The following is a 21,609-nucleotide window of genomic DNA, read 5'->3' as shown; positions in this document are numbered from 1 at the left end:
CCTTGCGGGTATGGCTCTTGCAGGCTACAATCCGCTTTTCGCTAGAATTGCGTGAACACACTTGAAAAGTGGGCGGATTCATCCAGCCCATTTTTTTTGCGTGAGTGGTTTTCCATTGATTGCAAGGGTATTTGCCGCCAGATGAGCTGGAGCCAGGCCGTCGAGAAGACGGTGACCGGTTTGGGTTATGAACTCGTTGATGTCGAGCGCTCGGCAGGCGGGTTGCTGCGTGTCTACATCGACCGCGTTCCTGGCCGGGCCTACCCGACGGGCGAGCACGAATTCGTCACCGTCGAGGATTGCGAAGCCGTCACGCGGCAGCTGCAGTATGCGCTCGAGGTGGCCGGCGCCGACTACGCGCGGCTCGAGGTCTCGTCGCCTGGGCTCGACCGGCCGCTGAAACGGGTCGAAGACTACGTCCGGTTTGCGGGCAATCTGGTGCAGATCACGCTGAAGCTGCCCTTCCAGGGGCGCAAGAAGTTCCAGGGCACGCTGGTGGCTCCCGCCGAAGGGGCTGCCGAGGGCTCGGGATGGCATTTGGTTTTCAACGATGGCAAGGTCGATCAGGTACTCGACTTTGCCTTCGAAGAGGTTCGCGAAGCCCGGCTGGTGCCGGTGCTCGATTTCAAGGGGCGCCGAGGCAAGGGCGCGCCGGCCACGCAGTCACCGGCCGGCGAAACTGACGGAGGTCAACAACAATGAACCGCGAAATGCTGATGTTGGTCGATGCGATCTCGCGCGAGAAGAGCGTGGACCGCGACGTGGTGTTCGGCGCTGTCGAGGCGGCACTGGCCCAGGCCACCAAGAAGCTGCACGGTGGCGAGGTGGACATTCGTGTCACCGTCGACCGCGAAACCGGCGAGTACGAGACCTTCCGCCGCTGGCATGTGGTGCCAGACGAAGCGGGTCTGCAGATTCCCGACGCCGAGATCCTGCTGTTCGAGGCCAAGGAGCAGATCGACGACATCGAGGTCGACGACTACATCGAGGAGCCTGTCGAATCGGTGCCGATCGGTCGCATCGGTGCGCAAGCTGCCAAGCAGGTGATCCTGCAGAAGATCCGCGACGCCGAGCGCGAGCAATTGCTGAACGACTTCCTCTCGCGCGGCGAGAAGATCTTCGTCGGCACCGTCAAGCGCCTGGACAAGGGCGACATCATCGTCGAGTCGGGCCGCGTCGAAGGCCGCCTGAAGCGCAACGAGATGATCCCGAAAGAGAACCTGCGCTCGGGTGACCGCGTGCGGGCTTTCATCGCCGGCATCGACACGGCCGCCCGCGGCCCGCAGATCATGCTGTCGCGCTCGGCGCCGGGTTTCATGGTCGAGCTGTTCGCCCAGGAGGTGCCCGAGATCGAGCAGGGGCTGCTGGAGATCAAGAGCTGCGCCCGCGATGCCGGTTCGCGCGCCAAGATCGCCGTCGTTTCGCACGACAAGCGGGTCGACCCGATCGGCACCTGCGTCGGCGTGCGCGGCTCGCGCGTGACCGCCGTGACCAACGAGCTCGCCGGCGAGCGCGTCGACATCGTGCTGTGGTCCGAGGACCCGGCGCAGTTCGTGATCGGCGCGCTGGCGCCGGCCAACGTGCAGTCGATCGTCGTTGACGAGGAAAAGCACGCGATGGACGTGGTCGTCGACGAGGAGAACCTCGCGATCGCCATCGGCCGCGGCGGCCAGAACGTGCGCCTCGCATCGGAGCTCACCGGCTGGCGGATCAACATCATGACCGCCGAGGAATCGGCCGCCAAGCAGGCCGAGGAATCGGGCTCGATCCGCAAGCTGTTCGTCGACAAGCTCGATGTCGACGAGGAAGTCGCCGACATCCTGATCGAAGAAGGCTTCACCAGCCTGGAAGAGGTGGCCTACGTGCCGCTGCAGGAAATGCTGGAGATCGAAGGCTTCGACGAGGACACCGTCTCCGAGTTGCGCACCCGGGCGAAGGATGCGCTGCTGACGATGGAGATCGCCCGCGAGGAGAAGGTCGAGGAGGTCTCGCAGGACCTTCGTGACCTGGAATTCGACGGCCAGGGGCTCGCCCCCGACCTGATCGCCAAGCTCGCCGATGGCGGCGTGCACACCCGCGACGACCTGGCCGACCTGGCCGTCGACGAACTCATCGAGATGACCGGCGTGGACGACGCGCAGGCCAAGGCGCTGATCATGAAGGCACGTGAACACTGGTTCAACGCCTGATCAACGACCGCCTCAACCCAAGCGCCCACGAGACACCGGCATCAAGATCAAGGAACTGAAGACATGGCAGTGACCACCGTCGCCCAACTCGCCACGGAGCTGAATCGGCCCGCGGCGACGCTGCTCGAGCAGCTACAGTCGGCCGGCGTCGCCAAGAAGTCGCCGGACGACTCGCTGACCGAGACCGACAAGGAACGTCTGCTTGAATTCCTGCGCAGCTCGCACGGCACGGCCGTCGGCGACCGCAAGAAGATCACGCTGACGCGCAAGTCGACCAGCGAGATCAAGCAGGCCGATGCCTCCGGCAAGGCGCGCACCATCCAGGTGGAGGTGCGCAAGAAACGCGTCTTCGTCAAGCGTGACGACGTGCCCGGCACGGCGCACGAGGAGGAGGCCGCACCGGCCGCGCCGGTGGTCGACGAGGCCGAACTCGCCCGCCGCGAGGAGGAGGCGCGCCACCAGGCCGAGCTGATCCGCCGCCAGGAGGAAGAACTCGCCGAGAAGCGCCGCCAGCGCGAGGAGCGTGAGCGTGCCGAACGCGAAGCCGCCGAGCGCGCCGCCGCTGAAGCCGCCGCGGCCGAGAAGGCCGCCGCGGAAGCGGCGGCTGCGGCCCAGGCCGCATTGGCCAAGGCTGCCGGCCCGGCCGCCGAGCCGGCTGCGCCCGCAGCCGCCGCTCCGGCCCCTGCCGCAGCCGCACCTTCGCCAGCCACGGCTCCGGCCCCAGCCGAAGCGCCCGCCGCAACGCCCAAACCCGGCCTGCGCGTGATCAAGGCCGCCGATGCCGATGCCGAGGAGAAGCAGCGCATGGCCGACCTGGGCAAGCGCCGCCAGGCTGCCGAAGCCGAAGCCGCCGCCATCCGCGACATGATGTCGCGCAAGGCGAAAGTGATGGTCGCCAAGAAGCCCGAGGAGCCGAAGCCGGCCGACGCTGCGGCCAAGGAGGGCATCAAGGGCACGATCCACAAGGCCAAGGCCGTCCCGGGCGCCCCGGGTACGACCACGGCGGCCACGGCGGCCAAGCCGGGTGACAAGAAGTCGGTCAAGTCCGAGAAGCTCTCGTCCAGCTGGGCCGACGACGCCAAGAAGCGCGGCGCCGCCGCCAAGGGCAGGACCGACAGCGGCGCTGGCCGACCGGGTTGGCGTGCACCGCGCGGAGGCCGCCGTGGCGACAGCCGCGAGGGTGCCGGCGGCTCGACCTACCAGGCGCCGACCGAACCGGTGGTGCAAGAGGTGCATGTGCCCGAGACCATCTCGGTGGCGGACCTCGCCCACAAGATGGCGGTCAAGGCCTCCGAGGTCATCAAGCAGTTGATGAAGCTGGGGCAGATGGTCACCATCAACCAGCAGCTGGACCAGGAGACCGCGATGATCCTGGTCGAGGAAATGGGCCACAAGGCCCTGGCCGCCAAGCTGGACGACCCGGAAGCCTTCTCGGAAGAGGAAGAAGCCGCAGCCGGCGGCGAGCAACTGCCGCGTGCGCCGGTCGTGACCGTGATGGGCCACGTCGACCACGGCAAGACCTCGCTGCTCGACTACATCCGCCGAGCCCGCGTGGCCGCGGGCGAAGCGGGTGGCATCACGCAGCACATCGGCGCCTACCACGTCGACACGCCGCGCGGGATGATCACCTTCCTCGACACCCCGGGCCACGCCGCGTTCACCGCGATGCGTGCCCGCGGCGCCAAGGCGACCGACATCGTCGTCCTGGTGGTGGCCGCCGACGACGGCGTGATGCCGCAGACCAAGGAAGCGATCCACCATGCCAAGGCGGCGGGCGTGCCCATCGTCGTGGCGATGAACAAGATCGACAAGCCGGAAGCCAACCCCGAGCGCGTGAAGAGCGAACTGGTGGCCGAGCAGGTCGTGCCAGAAGAGTTCGGCGGCGATTCGCCGTTCGTGCCCGTGTCGGCCAAGACCGGCCAGGGTGTCGACGAACTGCTCGAGCAGGTGCTGCTGCAAGCCGAAGTGCTGGAGCTGAAGGCCCCGGCCGAGGCGATGGCCAAGGGCCTCGTGATCGAAGCCCGCCTGGACAAGGGCCGCGGCCCCGTGGCCACGGTGCTGGTGCAGTCGGGTACCCTGAAGCGCGGCGATGTCGTGCTGGCTGGCGCCAGCTACGGCCGCGTGCGCGCCATGCTCGACGAGGACGGCAAGAACACCGCCGAAGCGGGCCCGTCGATCCCGGTCGAGATCCAGGGCCTGACGGAAGTGCCGCAGGCGGGCGACGACTTCATGGTGCTGGCCGACGAGCGGCGTGCGCGCGAGATCGCCACCTTCCGCCAAGGCAAGTACCGCGACGTGAAGCTGGCCAAGCAGCAGGCCGCCAAGCTGGAGAACATGTTCGAGAACATGGGCGAAGGCCAGGCGCAGACCCTGCCGCTGATCATCAAGGCCGACGTGCAGGGTTCGCAGGAAGCGCTCGGCACCTCGCTGCTCAAGCTGTCGACCGACGAGGTCAAGGTGCAGATCGTCCACGCGGCGGTCGGTGGCATCAGCGAGTCGGACGTCAACCTGGCGATCGCCTCGAAGGCCATCATCATCGGCTTCAACACGCGCGCCGATGCCGGTGCGCGCAAGTTGGCCGAGGGCAATGGCGTCGACATCCGCTACTACAACATCATCTACGACGCGGTCGACGAGGTGAAGGCGGCGATGAGCGGCATGCTGGCGCCCGAGCAGCGGGAAGAAGCGCTGGGCACGGCCGAGATCCGCAAGGTCTTCGTGGCCTCGAAGATCGGCACCGTGGCCGGCTCGATGGTCACCTCGGGCCTGGTGCGCCGCGGTGCGAAGTTCCGCCTGCTGCGCGACAACATCGTCATCTACACGGGTGAAGTGGAGTCGGTGCGGCGCGAGAAGGACGACGTGCGAGAGGTCAAGGAAGGCTTCGAGTGCGGTATCAAGCTGAAGAACTACAACGACATTGCCGAGGGCGACCAGTTGGAGTTCTTCGAAGTCAAGGAAGTCGCCCGAACGCTGTAAGGCGGGTCCGGCTTCATGCCAGGAAAACCCCGCCGGCTTCGGCGGGGTTTCTTGCTTTTGAAGGGACGCAAGAGCCATGAAACACAAGCGCAGCATTCCCAACCGCAGCCACCGGGTGGCCGACCAGATCCAGCGCGACGTGGCCGAGCTGATCCGTGAGCTGAAGGACCCGCGGGTCGGCCTGGTCACGATCAACGCGGTCGAGGTCACGCCCGACTATGCGCACGCGACGGTGTATTTCTCGCTGCTCGTGGGCAACCCGCAGGAATGCGAAGCCGGGCTGAACGAGGCGGCCGGCTTCATCCGCAACGGCCTGTTCAAGCGGCTGGCAATCCACACCGTGCCGACCTTGCACTTCAAGTTCGACCAGACGACCGAGCGGGCCGCCGAGCTGAACTCGCTGATCCAGCGCGCCAACGCGACGCGGGCGAAGGACGAGTGAGTTGAGCTTGCTGCAGCGCCCCCGCGTGCCCCGCCGTGCCCTGCACGGCGTGCTGTTGCTCGACAAGCCGGTCGGCCTGTCGAGCAATGACGCCTTGCAGAAGGCCAAGCGCCTGTACCGCGCCGAGAAGGCCGGGCACACGGGCACGCTGGATCCACTGGCCTCGGGCCTGCTGCCGATCTGCTTCGGTGCGGCCACCAAATTCAGCCAGGCCAGCCTGGACGCCGACAAGGCCTACACGGCGGTGCTGCGGCTCGGCCAGCGCACCACCGGTGGTGACCGCGAAGGTGATGTGATCGAAGAGCGGCCGGTGGAGGTGACACCGGCGCAGATCGACGCGGCCTGCGCTGCCTTCGTCGGGGCGATCGACCAGGTGCCGCCCATGCACTCGGCGTTGAAGAAGGACGGCCGGGCGCTGTACGAATACGCCCGGGCCGGCATCGAGGTCGAACGTGAAGCGCGCCGGGTCACGATTCACGCGATCGACATGCTCGGCTGGGACGATGCGTCGCTGGAGCTGACGATTGGCGTGCGCTGCAGCAAGGGCACCTACATTCGCACGCTGGCCGAAGACATTGGCGAGCGACTGGGCTGCGGCGCGCACCTGGCCGCGCTGCGCCGCACCGGCACCGGCGCGTTGACGCTGGCCGGCGCGATCACGCTCGATGCACTGGCCGGGCTCGACGAGCCGGCACGCGACGCGCTGCTGCACCCGCCGGACTGCCTGCTCGGCGACTGGCCGCTGCTGCGGCTGGCCGAGGCCGAGGCGGCGCGATTCCTTTCCGGCTTGCGCCGCCGCGTCGACGAGCCCGACCGTGCCGCCGTCCGCGTCTATGGCCCCGAGCTTGCTGCCTTCCTGGGCAGCGCCCACATCACCGCCGGTGAACTGATCGCCGACCGCCTGCTCAGCCCCATCGAGGTGCAGGCTCTGCTGACGAATCCTGAAAGAACGACATGACCCGCCAGATCCGAAACATCGCCATCATTGCCCACGTCGACCACGGCAAGACCACGCTGGTCGACCAACTGCTGCGCCAGAGCGGCACCTTCCGCGAGAACGAGAAGGTCGCCGAGCGCGTGATGGACAGCAACGACATCGAAAAGGAACGTGGCATCACCATCCTGGCCAAGAACTGCGCGGTCAGCTGGAAGGACACCCACATCAACATCGTCGACACCCCGGGGCACGCCGACTTCGGCGGCGAGGTCGAGCGTGCGCTGTCGATGGTCGACGGCGTGGTGCTGCTGATCGACGCCCAGGAAGGCCCGATGCCGCAGACCCGCTTCGTCACGAAGAAGGCGCTGGCCCTCGGCCTGAAGCCCATCGTCGTCGTCAACAAGGTCGACAAGCCCGGCGCGCGGCCCGACTACGTGATCAACGCGGCCTTCGAGCTGTTCGACAAGCTCGGCGCCACCGAGGAGCAGCTGGACTTCCCCGTGGTCTATGCCTCCGGCCTGAACGGCTGGGCCTCGTTGACCGAAGGCACGCCCGGTGAGCAATGGGGCACCGACATGACCCCGCTGTTCGACACCGTGCTCCAGCATGTGCCCGCCCACGAGGGCGATCCCAACGCGCCTTTGCAGCTGCAGATCTCGTCGCTCGACTATTCCACCTATGTCGGCCGCATCGGCGTCGGCCGCGTCAACGCCGGCACCATCAAGCCGTCGATGGACGTGCTGGTGATGGAGGGCCCCGACGGCCGGACGATCAAGGGCCGCATCAACCAGGTGCTGAAGTTTGAGGGCCTGGAGCGCGTCCAGGCCACCGAGGCCGGCCCGGGTGACATCGTGCTGATCAATGGCATCGAGGACATCGGCATCGGCGTCACCATCACCGACCCGCTGGATCCGCAGCCGCTGCCGATGCTGAAGATCGACGAGCCGACCTTGACCATGAACTTCTGCGTCAACACGTCGCCGCTGGCGGGCCGTGAAGGCAAGTTCGTCACCAGCCGCCAGATCTGGGACCGGCTGCAGAAGGAGCTGCAAAGCAACGTGGCGCTGCGGGTGAAGGAGACCGACGAAGACGGCATCTTCGAGGTCTCCGGCCGCGGCGAACTGCACCTGACCATTCTGCTCGAGAACATGCGCCGCGAGGGCTACGAGCTGGCCGTGTCCAAGCCGCGCGTGGTGTTCCACGAGGTCAACGGCGAAAAGCACGAGCCGATCGAGCTGGTCACCGCCGACGTGGAAGACACGCATCAGGGCGGCGTGATGCAGGCGCTCGGCGAGCGCAAGGCCGAGCTCGTCAACATGGAGACCGACGGCAACGGCCGCGTGCGGCTGGAATACCGCATTCCGGCGCGCGGCCTGATCGGCTTCTCGAACGAGTTCATGAACCTGACCCGCGGCACCGGCCTGATCAGCAACATCTTCGACGGCTACGAGCCTTACAAGGGTGAGATCGCCGGCCGCAAGAACGGCGTGCTCATCTCGATGGACGACGGCGAGATCTTCACCTACGCACTCGGCAAGCTCGATGACCGCGGCCGCATGTTCGTCAAGGCGGGCGATCCGGTCTACGAAGGCATGATCGTCGGCGTGCATAGCCGCGACAACGACCTCGTGGTCAACGCGACGCGCACCAAGCAGCTCACGAACTTCCGTGTCAGCGGCAAGGAAGACGCGATCAAGATCACGCCGCCGATCGACCTCACGCTGGAGTATGGCGTCGAGTTCATCGAGGACGACGAACTGGTCGAGATCACACCGAAGAGCATCCGCCTGCGCAAGCGCCACCTGAAGGAGCACGACCGCAAGCGCGCCTCACGCGAAGGCGCATGACGCACCGGCGCGCCGTCTTCATCATGGTCCTCGTCACGCTGCTGTGGAGCACGGCGGGCGTGGTTTCGCGACAGCTCGAGGCAGCGCGCTCGTTCGAGGTGACCTTCTGGCGCAGCCTGTTCAACGGGGTCGGCTTGTTCGCGATCCTGGCCTGGCTGCGTGGGCCGGCGGCGCTGGCCGGGCGGCTGCGCACGGGTGGGCGGCTGCTGTGGTTCTCGGGCCTGTGCTGGAGCGTGATGTTCACCGCCTTCATGGTGGCGATCACGATGACCACGGTGGCGAACGTGCTGGTCGTGATGGCCACGGCGCCGCTGTTCACCGCGCTGCTGTCGCGGTTCTTCCTGCACCACCGGCTGCCGGCACGGACCTGGGCCGCGATCATCGCCGCCGGTGCGGGCATTGCCTGGATGTACGGCGCCGACATCAGCGGTGCCGGTGAGCAGCACGTGCTGGGCACCTTGGTCGCGCTCGGCGTGCCGGCCGCCTCGGCCATCAACTGGACGCTGATCCAGCATGCCTCGCACGGCGATGCGCCGGCCGACATGCTGCCCGCCTTGCTGATCGGCGCGCTGCTGTCGGCGGCGGTCACGCTGCCGCTGGCCTGGCCGCTGCAGGCCTCGGCCGGCGACGTCGCCTGGCTCGCCGCGCTCGGTGTCGGCCAGCTGGCCATTCCCTGCGTGATGGCGGTGACGGCCGCGCGCACGCTCGCCGCCCCCGAAGTCGCCTTGCTGGCGCTGCTCGAGGTGCTGTTCGGTGTCGCCTGGGCCTGGCTCGGCGCCGGCGAGGCGCCGTCCACCGCGGCGCTCGGCGGCGGGGCCGTGGTGCTGGGCGCGCTGGCTGCCAACGAACTGATTGCGCTGACGCGGCGTGGCGCCGCCTTCTGACGTGGTTCTCCCGATGACCGACGCCGTGATTTCACCCGCCGAAACGCACCTCCTGGCCGAGCAACGCGGCCGCCTGGGGGTGATCACGCTGAACCGCGCCGCCGCGCTGAACGCGCTGTCGCTGGGCATGATCCGCGACTTGGCGAACCGGCTTCGCGCCTGGGAACAGGACGACACGATCGATGCTGTCTTGGTGCACGGCGCTGGGCGGCCCGGCAAGGCGCCGGCCTTCTGCGCCGGCGGTGACATCCGCTTCTTCCACGTGGCCGCGCTCTCCGGCGACCCGCGGCTGGAGGACTTCTTCACCGAGGAATACGCGCTCAATCACCTGATCCACGGCTACCCCAAGCCTTACATCGCGTGGATGGACGGCATCTGCATGGGCGGCGGCATGGGCATCAGCCAGGGCGCCTCGCACCGCGTGGTGACCGAGCACAGCAAGCTCGCGATGCCCGAGACCCACATCGGCCTGTTCCCCGATGTGGGCGGCGGCTGGTTCCTCTCGCGCTGCGCCGGGCGCCTGGGCGAGTACCTCGCACTGACCGGCCACACCCTGCACGCAGCGGATGCGATCGCCGCCGGCCTGGCCGACATCGAGCTGCCTTCGAGCGCACTGGCGCAGGTCATCGGCGCGCTGGCCGCGTTGCCGTGGTTGACGATGCAGTCGATCGCCGACGCGCTGCGTGCCCACGCCGTGGCCGCGCCTGCACCGGCTGCGTTGTCGGCGCACCGTGAGGCGATCGACCGGCACTTCGCTGCGGCGGATCTGGCCGGCATCGTGGAATCGCTGCGGCACGATGGCAGCGCCTGGGCCGAGGCCACGCGGGCCGCGTTGGCCCAGCGCTCGCCGCTGATGATGGCGGTCACGGTGGAGCAGGTCCGCCGCGCCCGCACGATGAGCCTGGCCGACGACCTGCGCATGGAACGCGACCTGGTGCGTCATTGCTTCCAACTGCGCCCCGGCGCGGCCAGTGAAACGGTGGAGGGCATCCGTGCCCTCGCGGTCGACAAGGACCACGCGCCGCGCTGGAACCCGCCGCAGGTGGCCGAGGTGACTCAGGCGATGATCGATGCCTTCTTCGCGAGCCCCTGGCCGGCTCACGCGCATCCGCTCGCCGGCCTGCGCTGAGCGCATCGTGCCGGGGCGCTCCTAGGGCGACACCCGAGCGCCGCGGGCAGGGCGGGGGCCTAGCATCGGCCCGTCCCCTCAGCGCATCGACACGCCATGCTCCAACTCAGCGGCCTGGACGCGAGCTTTCTCTTCCTCGAGTCGCCCGAGATGCCGATGCATGTCGGCGCGCTGCACATCTTCGAGCTGCCGGCCGGCTACCGCGGTCTCTTCGTCAAGCACCTGCGGCAGTTGATGGCCGACCGGCTGCCCCTGATGCCGGCGCTGCGCCGGCGCCTGTGGTGGATGCCGCTGAACCTGGCGAACCCGGCCTGGGTCGATGCGGCGCCCGACCTCGAGCACCACGTGGTCGAGGTGAAGCTGCCGGCGTCGGCGAAGAAGGGCGACGGCCTGGCCGAGTTGCAGGCCGCGGTCGGCGAGCTGCACCCCAAGCTGCTGGATCGCAGCCGCCCACTCTGGCGTTTCCACGTGCTCGAAGGTTTGGGCAAGTCGACGGACGGGCACAAGCGCGTCGGCCTGTACAGCCAGGTTCACCATGCCGCGGTCGACGGCCAGGCCGCCGTCGCGCTGGCCAACATCCTGTTCGACCTGACGCCCGAGCCGCGCGCCATCGAGGCGAGGCCGTCGAAGCGGACCAAGGTCTTCCGCCACGACATGGCCGAGATGCTGCGCGGTGCCCTGGCGAGCGAAGCGCTGCAGGTGGGGCAGATCATCCGGGAGCTGCCGGGCACCGTCACCAGCCTGACGCGCGCTGCCGGTGCAGTCATCTCCAATACCTCGCTGCTGGGCAGGGCCAAGGGTGGCAGCAAGGTCAGCAACCTGGCGCTTGCGCCGCGCACGCTGCTGAACGTGTCGGTCGGGCCGGGCAGGGCGTTCGCCAGCCTGTCGCTGCCGCTGGCCGAGATGAAGGCGCTGGCCAAGGCGCACGAGTGCACGCTGAACGACGTGGTGCTGATGCTGTGCGCCGGCGGCCTGCGGCGCTACTTCGCCAGCCACCACCTCGCAGTCCCCCGCAAGCCGATGATCGCCGCCGTGCCCATCTCGCTGCGCGCGGCGGGCGACACGAGCTCGGACAACCAGGCCTCGCTGAGCTTCATCAGCCTGGGCACGCACCTGGCCGACCCGCTGCGGCGCCTGGCCCACATTCGCGCCGCGTCGGCCTCGATGAAGGCGACGATGGGCTCGCTCAAGAGCGTGCTGCCGACCGACTTCCCGAGCATCGGCGTGCCCTGGCTGATGGAGGCGGCGCGCTCGGTCTACGGCCGGGCCAAGGTGGCCGAGAAGATCCCGCCGGTGGCGACGCTCGCGATCTCGAACGTGCCCGGGCCGCAGGTGCCGCTGTACCTGGCCGGCGCGCGCATGCTGACCAACTACCCGACCAGCATCATCGTGCACGGGTTGGCCCTGAACGTCACGGTGCAGAGCTACGACCGGCACATGGATTTCGGCATGATGGCCGACGCGGTCGCGATGCCGGATGTGACCCGGTTCGCCGACTGCGTGCGCCAGGCTTACGAGGAGATGCAGACCCTGCCTGTCGCCATGGCGACACCGCCGGCTAGGGCAAGCGCCCGACCGCGGCGCAGCGCGGCTCGCTAAGATGGCTGGATGCCCGCACCCGTATCTGCCGACACCGATTCCGATTCCACGCTGCGCCCGCCGGGTCTGCTGAAACTCGCGCTCGAAGGGCGCGCACCTTGGGAATTTGCCGCGCTGCTCGCGGCGGCCCCATGGCTGCGCCAGCTGCCGTCGGGCGACGGCCACCCGGTCATCGTCTTCCCCGGCCTTGGGGTATCGGATTTCAGCACGGTGCCGATGCGCAGTTTCCTCAGCGACCGCGGCTACGAGCCGCACCCGTGGCGCCAAGGCTTCAACTTCGGACCCCGCCACGGGGTGCTCGAGGCCTGTGTCGAGCAACTGCGTGCCTTGCACTACCGGCATGGCCAGGGGGTCAGCCTGATCGGCTGGAGCCTGGGTGGCATCTACGCGCGCGAACTCGCGAAGGAGCACCCCGACCTGGTGCGCTGCGTGATCACGCTCGGCTCGCCGTTCGCCGGGCATCCGCGGGCCACCAACGCCTGGCGCTTCTTCGAATTCGTCAGCGGCCAGTCGGCGCACGACCCCGAGGTGATCGCAGGCATCCGCCAGCCGCCCGCCGTGCCGACCACCTCGATCTATTCGCGCAGCGACGGCGTCGTCGCCTGGCAGTGCAGCCAGAACCCCGACTTGCCGCACACCGAGAACATCGAGGTCCGCGCCAGCCACGTCGGCATGGGGCTGAACCCGCTGACGATGTACCTCATCGCCGATCGGCTGCGCCAGCCGGCGGGGCGCTGGCAGCGGTTCGAGGCCGATGGCGCCAAGCGCTGGTTCTTCAAGCCGACGCCGGCGCGCGCCGAGCCGGCCGCCGCCTGACCATGCAGGTCAGCGCCAACGGCATCGCCCTCGAAGTCGAGGACGTAGGCCCGCCCGGCGGGCAGCCGCTGCTGCTGATCATGGGCCTCGGGATGCAGCTCACGAGCTGGCCCGACGAACTGGTGCAGTTGCTGGTGGCGCGCGGCTTTCGGGTGATCCGGTTCGACAACCGTGACTCCGGGCTGAGCCAGGGCTTCGACCATCTGGGGGTGCCGCACCTTGGCATCGCGACGCTGCAACACATGCTGCACTGGCCGGTGAAGGCGCCGTACCGGCTGATCGACATGGCGCGCGACGCGATCGGCGTGCTCGATGCGCTGGGCGTGCGCTCGGCCCACGTCCTCGGTGCATCGCTCGGCGGCATGGTCGCGCAGCACCTGGCGGCCGAGTTCCCCGAGCGCGTGCGCAGCCTGAACCTGATGATGACCACCAGCGGCGCGCGCCGCCTGCCGCAGGCCACGCTGGCTGCGCGCCGGGTGTTGCTGCAACGGCCGCGGCGGCACGATATCGCGGCGCTGCTCGAGCACTACGAGCAGCTCTTTCGGGTGATCGGCAGCCCGGCCTACCCGCCCGAACCCCAGGCGTTTCGCGCGCGCATGCTGCGTGACGTCCAGCGCGCCTGGCGTCCGGCCGGAACCCTGCGCCAGCTCATCGCGGTGGCGGCCGACGGCGACCGCACGCCACTGCTGGCGCGCATCGTCACGCCGACCCACGTGATCCATGGCGAGGCGGATCCCCTGATCCCGGTCGAGAACGGGCGCGACCTGGCCCGGCGCATCCACGGCGCGACCAGTGATTTCATCGCCGGCATGGGCCACGACCTGCCGTTGGCGCTGCTGCCGCGCTACGCCGAGGGCCTGGAGCGCAATGCCGCGCGGGCAGCCCGATGATGGCGCGCCGCCGATAATCCCGGGGTGACTGCCCCTGCACCCGATTGGCGCCTGTCCGTCGCCCCGATGATGGACTGGACCGACCGCCACTGCCGGTTCTTCCATCGCCTGATCACCAAGCGAACGCGCCTGTACACCGAGATGGTGACCACCGGCGCGCTGCGCCATGGCGACCAGCCGCGCCACCTGGACTACAGCCCCGAGGAACACCCGCTCGCACTGCAGCTCGGCGGCAGTGAGCCGGAGGAACTGGCCTTCGCCACCAAGCTGGCGCTGCACTGGGGCTACGACGAGGTCAACCTCAACTGCGGCTGCCCGAGCGAGCGCGTGCAGCGCGGGGCCTTCGGCGCCTGCCTGATGAACGAGCCGCAGCTCGTGGCCGATTGCGTGAAAGCGATGGTCGACGCGGCCGGCGGTGCGGTGCCGGTGACCGTGAAGCATCGCATCGGCATCGACAAGGAGGAGAGCTACGGCTTTGTGCGCGACTTCGTCGGCATCGTCGCCGAGGCCGGCTGCGGCGTCTTCATCGCCCACGCCCGCAATGCCTGGCTGAAGGGCCTGTCGCCGAAGGAGAACCGCGAGGTTCCGCCGCTGCGCTACGAGTTCGTCCATCAGTTGAAGAAGGACTTCCCCGCGCTCACCATTGTGCTGAACGGCGGCGTGCAGGGCAACGACGAGATCGCCGAGCAACTGCAGCATGTGGATGGCGTGATGCTCGGCCGCGAGGCCTATCACAATCCCTGGCTGATGGCCGAATGGGACACACGCTTCTACGGCGAGACCGGGCCGGTGCCCGAGCGTGACGCGGTCGAGGCCGCGATGGTCGCCCACATGGAGCAGTTGGCCGGCCGCCACGGCATCCCCTGGGCGCATGTCGCGCGCCACATGCTGGGCCTGCGTCACGGCCAACCAGGTGCGCGGCGCTGGCGGCAGGTCTGGTCCGATCACCACCTGAAGGGCGAGACCCCGACGCAGGTCAGCCAGCAGGCCAGGGGGGTGTCACTGGCCGCCGCGCCGTTGATGCCTGTCATGCCGTCAGGGCGGTGATCGTTCATGCTCGGTTCCGGTTCATTCTCAAGGGAGAATCTGATGCGAACCCATCGAATCCTGCAGGTCGCCCTGGCGGCCGCCGCCTGCATCGCCTGCGGCGCCGCGGAAGCCGCAACAACCTACCGGGTGATCGAACCGCCGCTGCTCTGGCCACCGGACACCACCTCGGGTTCGTCGAGTGCGGCGATCAACAAGCACGGTGTCATCGGCGCACTCGTCTGGTCCCAGCTCGGGGGCTCGGTAGGCTACCGCTGCGACAAGTTCAATTGCGAGTACATCCCGCCGCTGTACATCCCGCACTGGCCCTTCGCCTCGGTCGGCGGAATGAACGACGCCGGCGTGGTCGCCGGCACGTCAGCGGACATCGCCAACACGACCCATGCCTACTACTTCGATGGTGTCAGCAGCCATGCGATCGGCGGCTTGCCGGATGACTACTGCGGGGGCTGCGCCAACGACAGCTACGGCAACGACGTCAACAACCAGGGGCAGGTCGTCGGTAGTGCGTTCGGGGTCGACGGGCGTGAGCGCGCGTTCGTCTGGTCCGCCTCGACGGGCGTGCAGGAACTGGGGACGCTGGGCGGCGGCCGAAGCGTGGCCACGGCGATCAACGACCGTGGTGATCTTGTCGGTTACGGGAGCACCGCTGCCGATACGACGCATGCCTTCATCATCCACCGCGGAAAGATGCGCGACCTGGGCCACCTGGGGGGCGACTGGGCACAGGCCTATGCACTCAACGAGGCGCGCCAGGTGGTCGGCTGCTCGAAGCTCGCGGGCGGCGAGGTGACGCAGGCGTTCAGCTACGTCGGCGGCGTGATGACGGCCCTGCCGTCACTGGGCGGCAGCTACGCCTGCGCCAGCGGCGTCAATGGCAACGGTCAGGTCGTCGGGGTGGCGACCACCTCGTCGGGCGAGCAGCGCGGGTTCCTGGTCGAGGGGAGCGCCGTCTTCGACCTCAACGAGTTGCTGGTCGAACGCCATCGGGCGAACTGGACGATCACCGCCGCCAGCGCGATCAGCGACAAGGGGCTGATTGCCGCCACGGGCGTGAATCGCGTCTACGGCACGACCCGTGCGCTGATCCTCAAGCCGCGCGAGGCGACTGCGGCGCGCTGAATGACTGGCGCGGCTGCTGCTGGTCAGGACTTGACCTGCTCGGGCCACAGGCTGCGCGCCGTCTTGCAGGCACCATCATTCCAGCCGCTGCTGCAGCGTTGCTTGACCAGGCCACACATCGCCTCGCCGGCCGCGCGTATCTCGCTGTAGGCCCGCGCATCGATCGCGCCGGCCCCCGCCACGAAGACCTGGCTGGCGGCGGGCGTGCTGGCGTTGGCGGCGCCATCGCGCTGAGCCACGCAGACCTCGCGTGACATGGCGTCGACACAGCGCGCGACGAGCTGCTCGACCTGCCGTTGCGGGGCCGCCGGCTGGCCGGCCACCGGCCCGCAGCCGGCCAGCATGGCCGCCGCCGCCGCGGCAGCAGCGGCGACAAGGGCGGCCACACGACAGCGTGAAGCGCGCGTCACGGCAGGTTCTTGATGCGCGCCAGGCAGGCGTCGAGGCTGCCGGCGCCGGTGCAGGTGTCCTTCGGGTACACCACTGCCGAATAGACGCGGTACAGATCGTCGTCGCTGTTCTTCTCCATCCCGTCCAGGCCCGGGAAGGGGATGTTGCCCACGTGCTTGAACCACACCAGGTTGTTGGCCTTGTCCTGGTAGAACTTGTCGCCCGAAGAAGCGGCCACGGCCGCCACGCTGGTCGTGGCCGTCATGGTCCGCACGTTGCTGCGCTTCAGGTAGTTGGGGTCGTAGCTGCCTTGCTCACGGTCCCACTGCGAACCGGCGACGGTGTAGGCGGCAGCGGTCACGCCGCCGTTGAACTTCACCGCCATCAGCACGTTGTCCGACGCGTCGGCGGCGTTGGTGATGTTCAGCGCCACCCATTTGGCGGCCGGCCAGCCGGGGAAGCTCAGCACGTATCGGCCACCGGGGCGAGCGGCGAAGTGGCGCATCCAGCCCAGCTCCCAGGAACAGAAGTTGCCCGGAGGCGGGGCGACATGGGGGTCGCAGGCATAGTTCTTGGCCACGTCGGAATTCACATAGTGGTTGTAGCCGTTCTCCACCCGCCACGAGGCGACCTCGTTGCCGTTGCTGTCCTGCCGCGACGCGTTGATCGCCGCAGCGAACTGGAAGCGCGAGGAGTCGAAATCCGTCTGGATGGATTCGATGCCGTAAAACTCGCCTTCGCAGCTCTTGCCGTTGCGGCCCGCCGGCTTGGCGTCGACGCAGTTCGCGCCGAGCGTCAGGAAGGGGGAATCGGGCACGGTGTACCAGTTCTTCGGGCCCCACTGGCCTTCGGTGTCCCACAGCGCGCCGGCCAGTGCCCAGTTCTCGCTGGCCAGGTGGTCCTTGCGCAGCCCGGGTTGCAGCGTGCGATAGCCGGCGGCGCTCGCAATCAGCAGGTTGTTGCCGTTGCGGGCCTTGCCGCGCTCGACCGCTGTGGTGTAGTAGTCCTCGGTGCTGAACGCGCCGCTGGTCGCGCCATCGACGAACGGGAAGCTGACAAAGGTGTTGTTCAGGATCCCGACCGTCGAGTGGTAGGTTGCGATGCCCGCGGGCAGCGCCGCGCCGCTCGGGTACTTCGATGCCGTGTGGTTCAGGCTCGTGCCCACCATCAGGCCGCGCTGGATCGTGCCCTTCATCACCTGGCCGCCGAAGGCCAGGCCCACGTTGTCGGCCACTGCCCATTCCAGGTAGTCCGGCCAGGTGACACGGTTGCGGTAGGCGCCGTCGTTGTTCTTGAACGAGGTGGTGCGCTTGACCGTCACGCGAATCTGGTCGTCCGGGCAGAAGTCGTACGGTTGGCCGTTGCCGTCCAGGCAGGCCTTGCCGTTCTTCATCGGCACGTAGCGCTGCGGGACCAGCGTGCCCTGCGTCTCCTCGGGGTGCGCGACGTTGTCGTCGACCGGCACCCACTCCATCATGATGCCGGGGGTTCGAGAGGTGTGGACGGTGTTGTATTCGACCTTGCCGAGCGGGGTGTAGCGCGGCCACAGCTTGACCGTGCGCGACAGGCCCAGCGACTTGAGCGGGAACGACAGCCAGATGCCGTTGCCCTGGGCGTCGCCGGCGTGGTTGTTGGTGACCGTGTTGTCGGGGTTGGTGATCCAGAAGCCCGACGGGCCGCCCTGGAAGAGATCCGGCCTCTCGTGGATCTTCAGCACGTTCTTGTCCTGGGGCGCGCGCATCTTCAGCGCCAGGTTGCCGTCGAACACGTTGCGCCGCTCGACCGCGTCCTCGAGGAAGAAGGCATGGCCCTTGATGTCGTAGCAGATGTTGTTCTGCACGCTGACGCCGTTGGTGGCGTGGATCACGACGCAGCGGTTGGCCGAGTTCCAGATGGTGCTGTTGCGGATGAAGTGCCCGACGGCGTCGCCCAGCTCGGCGCCGGTGCCGATGTCGTAGCTCAGCAAGTGCCAGTGCACCGGGTAGCGGCCGAGCTGGCCGGCCTGGCCGGCGCGGCGGAACTCGACGCCGTCGATCTGCACCTGGGACTTCAGGCTCATGACCATCACATGGGCCCCGTACCCCTGGTTGCGCCAGGCGTCGTCGTCGACGCCCTCGATCACGATGTGGCGGCTCAGATTGCCGACGGCGGCGCGTTCGTCGAGCTCGGTCGGCGCCGGCGCGGCCGGCGGGGTGTAGTTCGCATCCTTCGTCAGCGACAGGCCGCTGGAGGTGGGATATTGCAGCCGCCCCCAGCGCGATTTGGCCAGGCCGGCGGTCGTCGTGACGGTCGCGCCGCCGGCCGAGGCCAGCGTGAAGGCTTCGGTGGACGAGATGCCGTAGTGGTCGGTCGGCGCGACGACGATCTGGTCGCCGGCCTTCCAGTCGGTGCTCTGCTTCAGCGTGAGCTGCTTGGCGCCGGCGTCGGCATGCTGGTTCAATTTGGTCCAGGCCGGCTGCGGCGAGGTGGCGTACAGCAGCAGCTTGCCGCCGTTGACACGCAGCCCGCGCGAGACGCCATCGTTGGTGCCGGTCGGTTTGCCGGTCAGCGTGAGCGTGGCACGGTGGGTGAACGGTGCGGCGGCCGAGCCGGCCTGCAGCGTGCCGGTCACGGTGATCGATGCGGCGCTGAGGGCCACGTCGCGCTCGGCCAGCTTCAGCGTGCCTTCGATGCGCACATCGCCCAGCGCCGGCGTCATGGTGTCCAGGACGACGGACTTGCCCGCGGGAATGACGACCGCGGCACCTGCCGTCGGCAGCGTGCCCCCCCAGGTGGCCGGGTCTGACCAGTTCGTGGCCTGGGCCTGGGTCTGGTCGGATCCCTGCCCCTCCTCCGGTGGGACGCTCTCGGTGCCGCCGGAGGTGTCGGTGGCACCTCCACCGCCTCCTCCACAGGAAACCAGCACGGCTGACATGACGGCCGCCAGCAGCTGGCGGAACGGGAGGGAGCGGGAGGCGTTTTGGCTGGGCATGGGCGCTTAGGTCGGCAAAGGCGGGCGGATCCTAAGGGACCCCCTTGTTACAAAATCCCTCAATGCCCGAGCGCGTCGTGGCGTTACTTGGCAGATGCACGGTCCGGCCAAGTGGCCAGCAGCAGTCCTGCCAATGCCAGGAGAAGTGCGAAAAACTGCCCAGAACTCAAGGTTTCGCCGAGTAGAAGAACACCCACAGCCGTGGCCGAAAGTGGTAGCAGAACGCTGAAGACGCCGGCGCGCGGCGCGGGCACGCTGCGCAGGCCCTGCATCCACAACCAGACGGTGACGACGCTCGCGGCCAGGGCGTAGAACAGCAGCAGCCCCCAGGTGGCCGGTGCGACCGTGGCGAAGTCGAACTGCAAGGCCTGCCACACGCCCAGGGGTGTCACCAGCGCGAGGCCCCACAGGTTGATCAGCGCGCTGATGCGCCGCGGCGAGACCTGCGCGGTCAGGCGCTTGCCGATCACCACGTAGGCCGCCTCGCAAAACACCGCGCCCAGCAGCAGCACATGGCCCCAAAGCGGCTCATGGCCGGGTGCGCCGGCGCGTGTGGCCGTGCCCGTGCGGGCCAGCGCGAGCCAGGCGATGCCGCCGACGGCGCAGGCGATGCCGGCGCCCACCCGCCGGCCGATGCGCTCGCCCAGGAAGAGCCAGGACAGCAGCGCCACGGCGGCAGGGATGCCCGCCATGACCACGCCGGCGGCGACCGCCGAGGTGGCGGCCACGCCGTACAGCATGAAGATCGAGAACAGGAAGTTGCCGAGGAAGCTCTCCCAGAACAGCAGCACCCGCTCGTGGCGAGACAGGGCGACATCGCTCGGGCGCCGCGTCACCCAGCCGGCCATCGCGACCGCGGCGATGCCGAAACGCAGCCACGCCAACAGGAACACCGGCAGCGCGGCCACCAGCGCGCGCGACAGGCCCACGTAGCTGCCCACCAGGGCCATGCTGGCCGCGAGGCAGGCGTAGGCCAGCCAGGGGGTGGGCCGGCCCATCAGTGCCGGGAACGCCGGGGCAGCCGTGGGCCACCGCTAGAAGGTGGCCGCATAACGCTGCAGTTCCCAGCCGCTGACATGGCGGGCGAACTCGACCCACTCCATGCGCTTCAGGCGGATGAACTCACCGGCCAGCGTGTCGCCGAGGGCACCGCGCACGACCGCGTCGGCCGCCAGCGCATCGACCGCCTGCTCCAGCGACTGCGGCAGCAGCCCGTACCCGCGCTCGCGGATCTCGCGGGGCGACAGCCTGAACAGGTCTTCGGTGCAGTCGGGGCCCGGGTCCAGGCCGCGGTCGACGCCATCCAGCCCCGCGGCGATCAGCGCAGCGGTCGCCAGGTAAGGGTTCGCGCTCGCATCCGGCAGCCGCCACTCGAAGCGGCCGGGCAGGGTGCGCAAGGTGGCCGTGCGGTTGTTCGGCCCGTGCGCGATGTAGGCGGGCGCCCAGGAGGTGCCCGATAGCGATTCGCCGACGACCAGCCGCTTGTAGCTGTTCACGGTGGGCGCGGCGAGTGCGCACAGTGCCGGCGAATGCGCGAGCACGCCGGCGAGAAACTGCCGGCCCAGCGGCGACAGCAGGTCCCCGCCGCCCTGGCTGGCGGGGGCGAAGGCGCAGCGCCCCGACGAATCCCACAGCGACAGGTGGAAGTGCAGCCCGCTGCCCGGCTGGTTCGCGAAGGGCTTGGGCATCATCGAGAACACCATGCCGCGCTCTTCGGCCAGAGCCTGGGCCGCGAGCTTGAACAGCATCAGGTGGTCGGCGCTGGCCAGCGCCTCGTCGAACGCGAAATTGACCTCGTACTGGCCGTGCGCGTCTTCGTGGTCGAGTTGCAGCACGTCGAGGCCGCAGCGCGCCAGCGCGTCGTGCAGCGCATGTAGGAAGCCCGCCTGGCGGGGCAGCGACTTCAGGTCGTACGAAGGCTTGTCGAGGCGGTCGGCATCGTCGGCCGGGCGCCATTGGCCGGCCTCGTGCTTGAGCAGGAAGAACTCGGGCTCGATGCCGGTATTGAGCAGCCAGCCGCGTTCGGCCAGGCGGGCGGTCGCGCGCTGCAACACCTGGCGCGGGCAGGCGTCGAAAGGCTCGCCGTCGACATAGCCGCTGCAGACGGCACGCGCATAGCCCGGCATCCACGGCATGGGCTGGATGCGCCCGGCGTCGGCGCGCGCGTAGTACTCGGCCCGCGCCCCGGTGCGCGGCAACGCCGTGCCCCAGATCGACGGGCCGGCAAAACCGGCGCCGGTCTCGATCAACTCGGGCAGCTTGGCCAGGGGCACGTACTTGCCCTTGGCCACGCCGTGCATGTCGGTGAACTGGGCGAGCACGGTGTGCACGCCCTGAGAGGCCAAGCGCTGTTGGATGTCGATCATGGGG

The 21,609-nt window shown here is 68.7% G+C and carries 17 protein-coding genes; 13 read left to right on the top strand and 4 right to left on the bottom strand.

Annotated features, from left to right (window positions below):
• The first annotated feature begins 141 nt into the window (after window positions 1–141).
• The 13 genes from rimP to VJ693_RS18365 all read left to right on the top strand — a co-directional run bounded on the left by rimP (window position 142) and on the right by VJ693_RS18365 (window position 15,878).
• Window positions 142–702: a ribosome maturation factor RimP gene (gene rimP, locus VJ693_RS18425; RefSeq protein ID WP_324156545.1), complete on the top strand. Its 561-nt coding sequence runs from the start codon at window positions 142–144 to the stop codon at window positions 700–702.
• On the top strand, window positions 699–2,189 hold the full coding sequence (nusA, locus tag VJ693_RS18420) for a transcription termination factor NusA (protein WP_324156517.1): 1,491 nt from the start codon (window positions 699–701) through the stop codon (window positions 2,187–2,189). Before rimP ends, nusA begins: the two co-directional genes overlap by 4 nt.
• A 63-nt stretch (window positions 2,190–2,252) precedes the next feature.
• Window positions 2,253–5,165: a translation initiation factor IF-2 gene (gene infB, locus VJ693_RS18415; protein WP_324156515.1), complete on the top strand. Its 2,913-nt coding sequence runs from the start codon at window positions 2,253–2,255 to the stop codon at window positions 5,163–5,165.
• A gap of 76 nt (window positions 5,166–5,241) precedes the next feature.
• Window positions 5,242–5,607, top strand: a complete 366-nt coding sequence (gene rbfA / locus VJ693_RS18410; protein ID WP_324156513.1) for a 30S ribosome-binding factor RbfA — start codon at window positions 5,242–5,244, stop codon at window positions 5,605–5,607.
• A 1-nt stretch (window position 5,608) separates the two neighbouring features.
• A complete protein-coding gene (truB, locus tag VJ693_RS18405) occupies window positions 5,609–6,565 on the top strand; it encodes a tRNA pseudouridine(55) synthase TruB (protein ID WP_324156511.1) in 957 nt (318 codons plus the stop codon).
• Window positions 6,562–8,391, top strand: coding sequence for a translational GTPase TypA (gene typA, locus VJ693_RS18400; RefSeq protein WP_324156509.1), 1,830 nt, complete (start codon window positions 6,562–6,564; stop codon window positions 8,389–8,391). Before truB ends, typA begins: the two co-directional genes overlap by 4 nt.
• Complete coding sequence (locus VJ693_RS18395; protein WP_324156507.1) at window positions 8,388–9,275, top strand: DMT family transporter; 888 nt, start codon at window positions 8,388–8,390, stop codon at window positions 9,273–9,275. The genes typA and VJ693_RS18395 overlap by 4 nt, the downstream gene beginning before the upstream one ends.
• A gap of 13 nt (window positions 9,276–9,288) precedes the next feature.
• The gene (locus tag VJ693_RS18390) at window positions 9,289–10,404 is read left to right on the top strand and encodes an enoyl-CoA hydratase/isomerase family protein (protein ID WP_324156505.1); all 1,116 of its coding nucleotides are present in this window, start codon (window positions 9,289–9,291) and stop codon (window positions 10,402–10,404) included.
• A gap of 96 nt (window positions 10,405–10,500) precedes the next feature.
• Window positions 10,501–12,003 carry a wax ester/triacylglycerol synthase family O-acyltransferase gene (locus VJ693_RS18385; RefSeq protein WP_324156503.1) on the top strand — a complete coding sequence of 501 codons (1,503 nt, stop codon included), beginning with the start codon at window positions 10,501–10,503 and terminating at the stop codon, window positions 12,001–12,003.
• 9 nt (window positions 12,004–12,012) lie between these two features.
• Window positions 12,013–12,819: an alpha/beta hydrolase gene (locus tag VJ693_RS18380; RefSeq protein WP_324156501.1), complete on the top strand. Its 807-nt coding sequence runs from the start codon at window positions 12,013–12,015 to the stop codon at window positions 12,817–12,819.
• A 2-nt stretch (window positions 12,820–12,821) separates the two neighbouring features.
• Window positions 12,822–13,709, top strand: a complete 888-nt coding sequence (locus VJ693_RS18375; protein WP_324156499.1) for an alpha/beta hydrolase — start codon at window positions 12,822–12,824, stop codon at window positions 13,707–13,709.
• Window positions 13,710–13,733: 24 nt separating this feature from the next.
• Complete coding sequence (gene dusA / locus VJ693_RS18370; protein WP_324156497.1) at window positions 13,734–14,756, top strand: tRNA dihydrouridine(20/20a) synthase DusA; 1,023 nt, start codon at window positions 13,734–13,736, stop codon at window positions 14,754–14,756.
• A gap of 42 nt (window positions 14,757–14,798) precedes the next feature.
• Entirely contained in the window at window positions 14,799–15,878 is a 1,080-nt protein-coding gene (locus VJ693_RS18365; RefSeq protein ID WP_324156495.1) for a hypothetical protein, read from the top strand.
• Window positions 15,879–15,901: 23 nt separating this feature from the next.
• Here VJ693_RS18365 and VJ693_RS18360 read toward each other — a convergent pair whose 3' ends face one another.
• The 4 genes from VJ693_RS18360 to glnT all read right to left on the bottom strand — a co-directional run bounded on the left by VJ693_RS18360 (window position 15,902) and on the right by glnT (window position 21,605).
• Entirely contained in the window at window positions 15,902–16,264 is a 363-nt protein-coding gene (locus tag VJ693_RS18360) for a hypothetical protein (protein WP_324156493.1), read from the bottom strand.
• 20 nt (window positions 16,265–16,284) lie between these two features.
• Window positions 16,285–19,182, bottom strand: a complete 2,898-nt coding sequence (locus VJ693_RS18355) for a G8 domain-containing protein (protein WP_324156491.1) — start codon at window positions 19,180–19,182, stop codon at window positions 16,285–16,287.
• Between the two features lie 140 nt (window positions 19,183–19,322).
• On the bottom strand, window positions 19,323–20,237 hold the full coding sequence (locus VJ693_RS18350; RefSeq protein ID WP_324156489.1) for a DMT family transporter: 915 nt from the start codon (window positions 20,235–20,237) through the stop codon (window positions 19,323–19,325).
• Between the two features lie 36 nt (window positions 20,238–20,273).
• Entirely contained in the window at window positions 20,274–21,605 is a 1,332-nt protein-coding gene (gene glnT / locus VJ693_RS18345; protein ID WP_324156487.1) for a type III glutamate--ammonia ligase, read from the bottom strand.
• Window positions 21,606–21,609: the final 4 nt, after the last annotated feature.

The sequence above is a fragment of the Ideonella sp. genome, assembly GCF_035254525.1.
GTDB lineage: Bacteria > Pseudomonadota > Gammaproteobacteria > Burkholderiales > Burkholderiaceae_C > Ideonella.
This window is presented reverse-complemented; position numbering and strand designations above follow the sequence as displayed.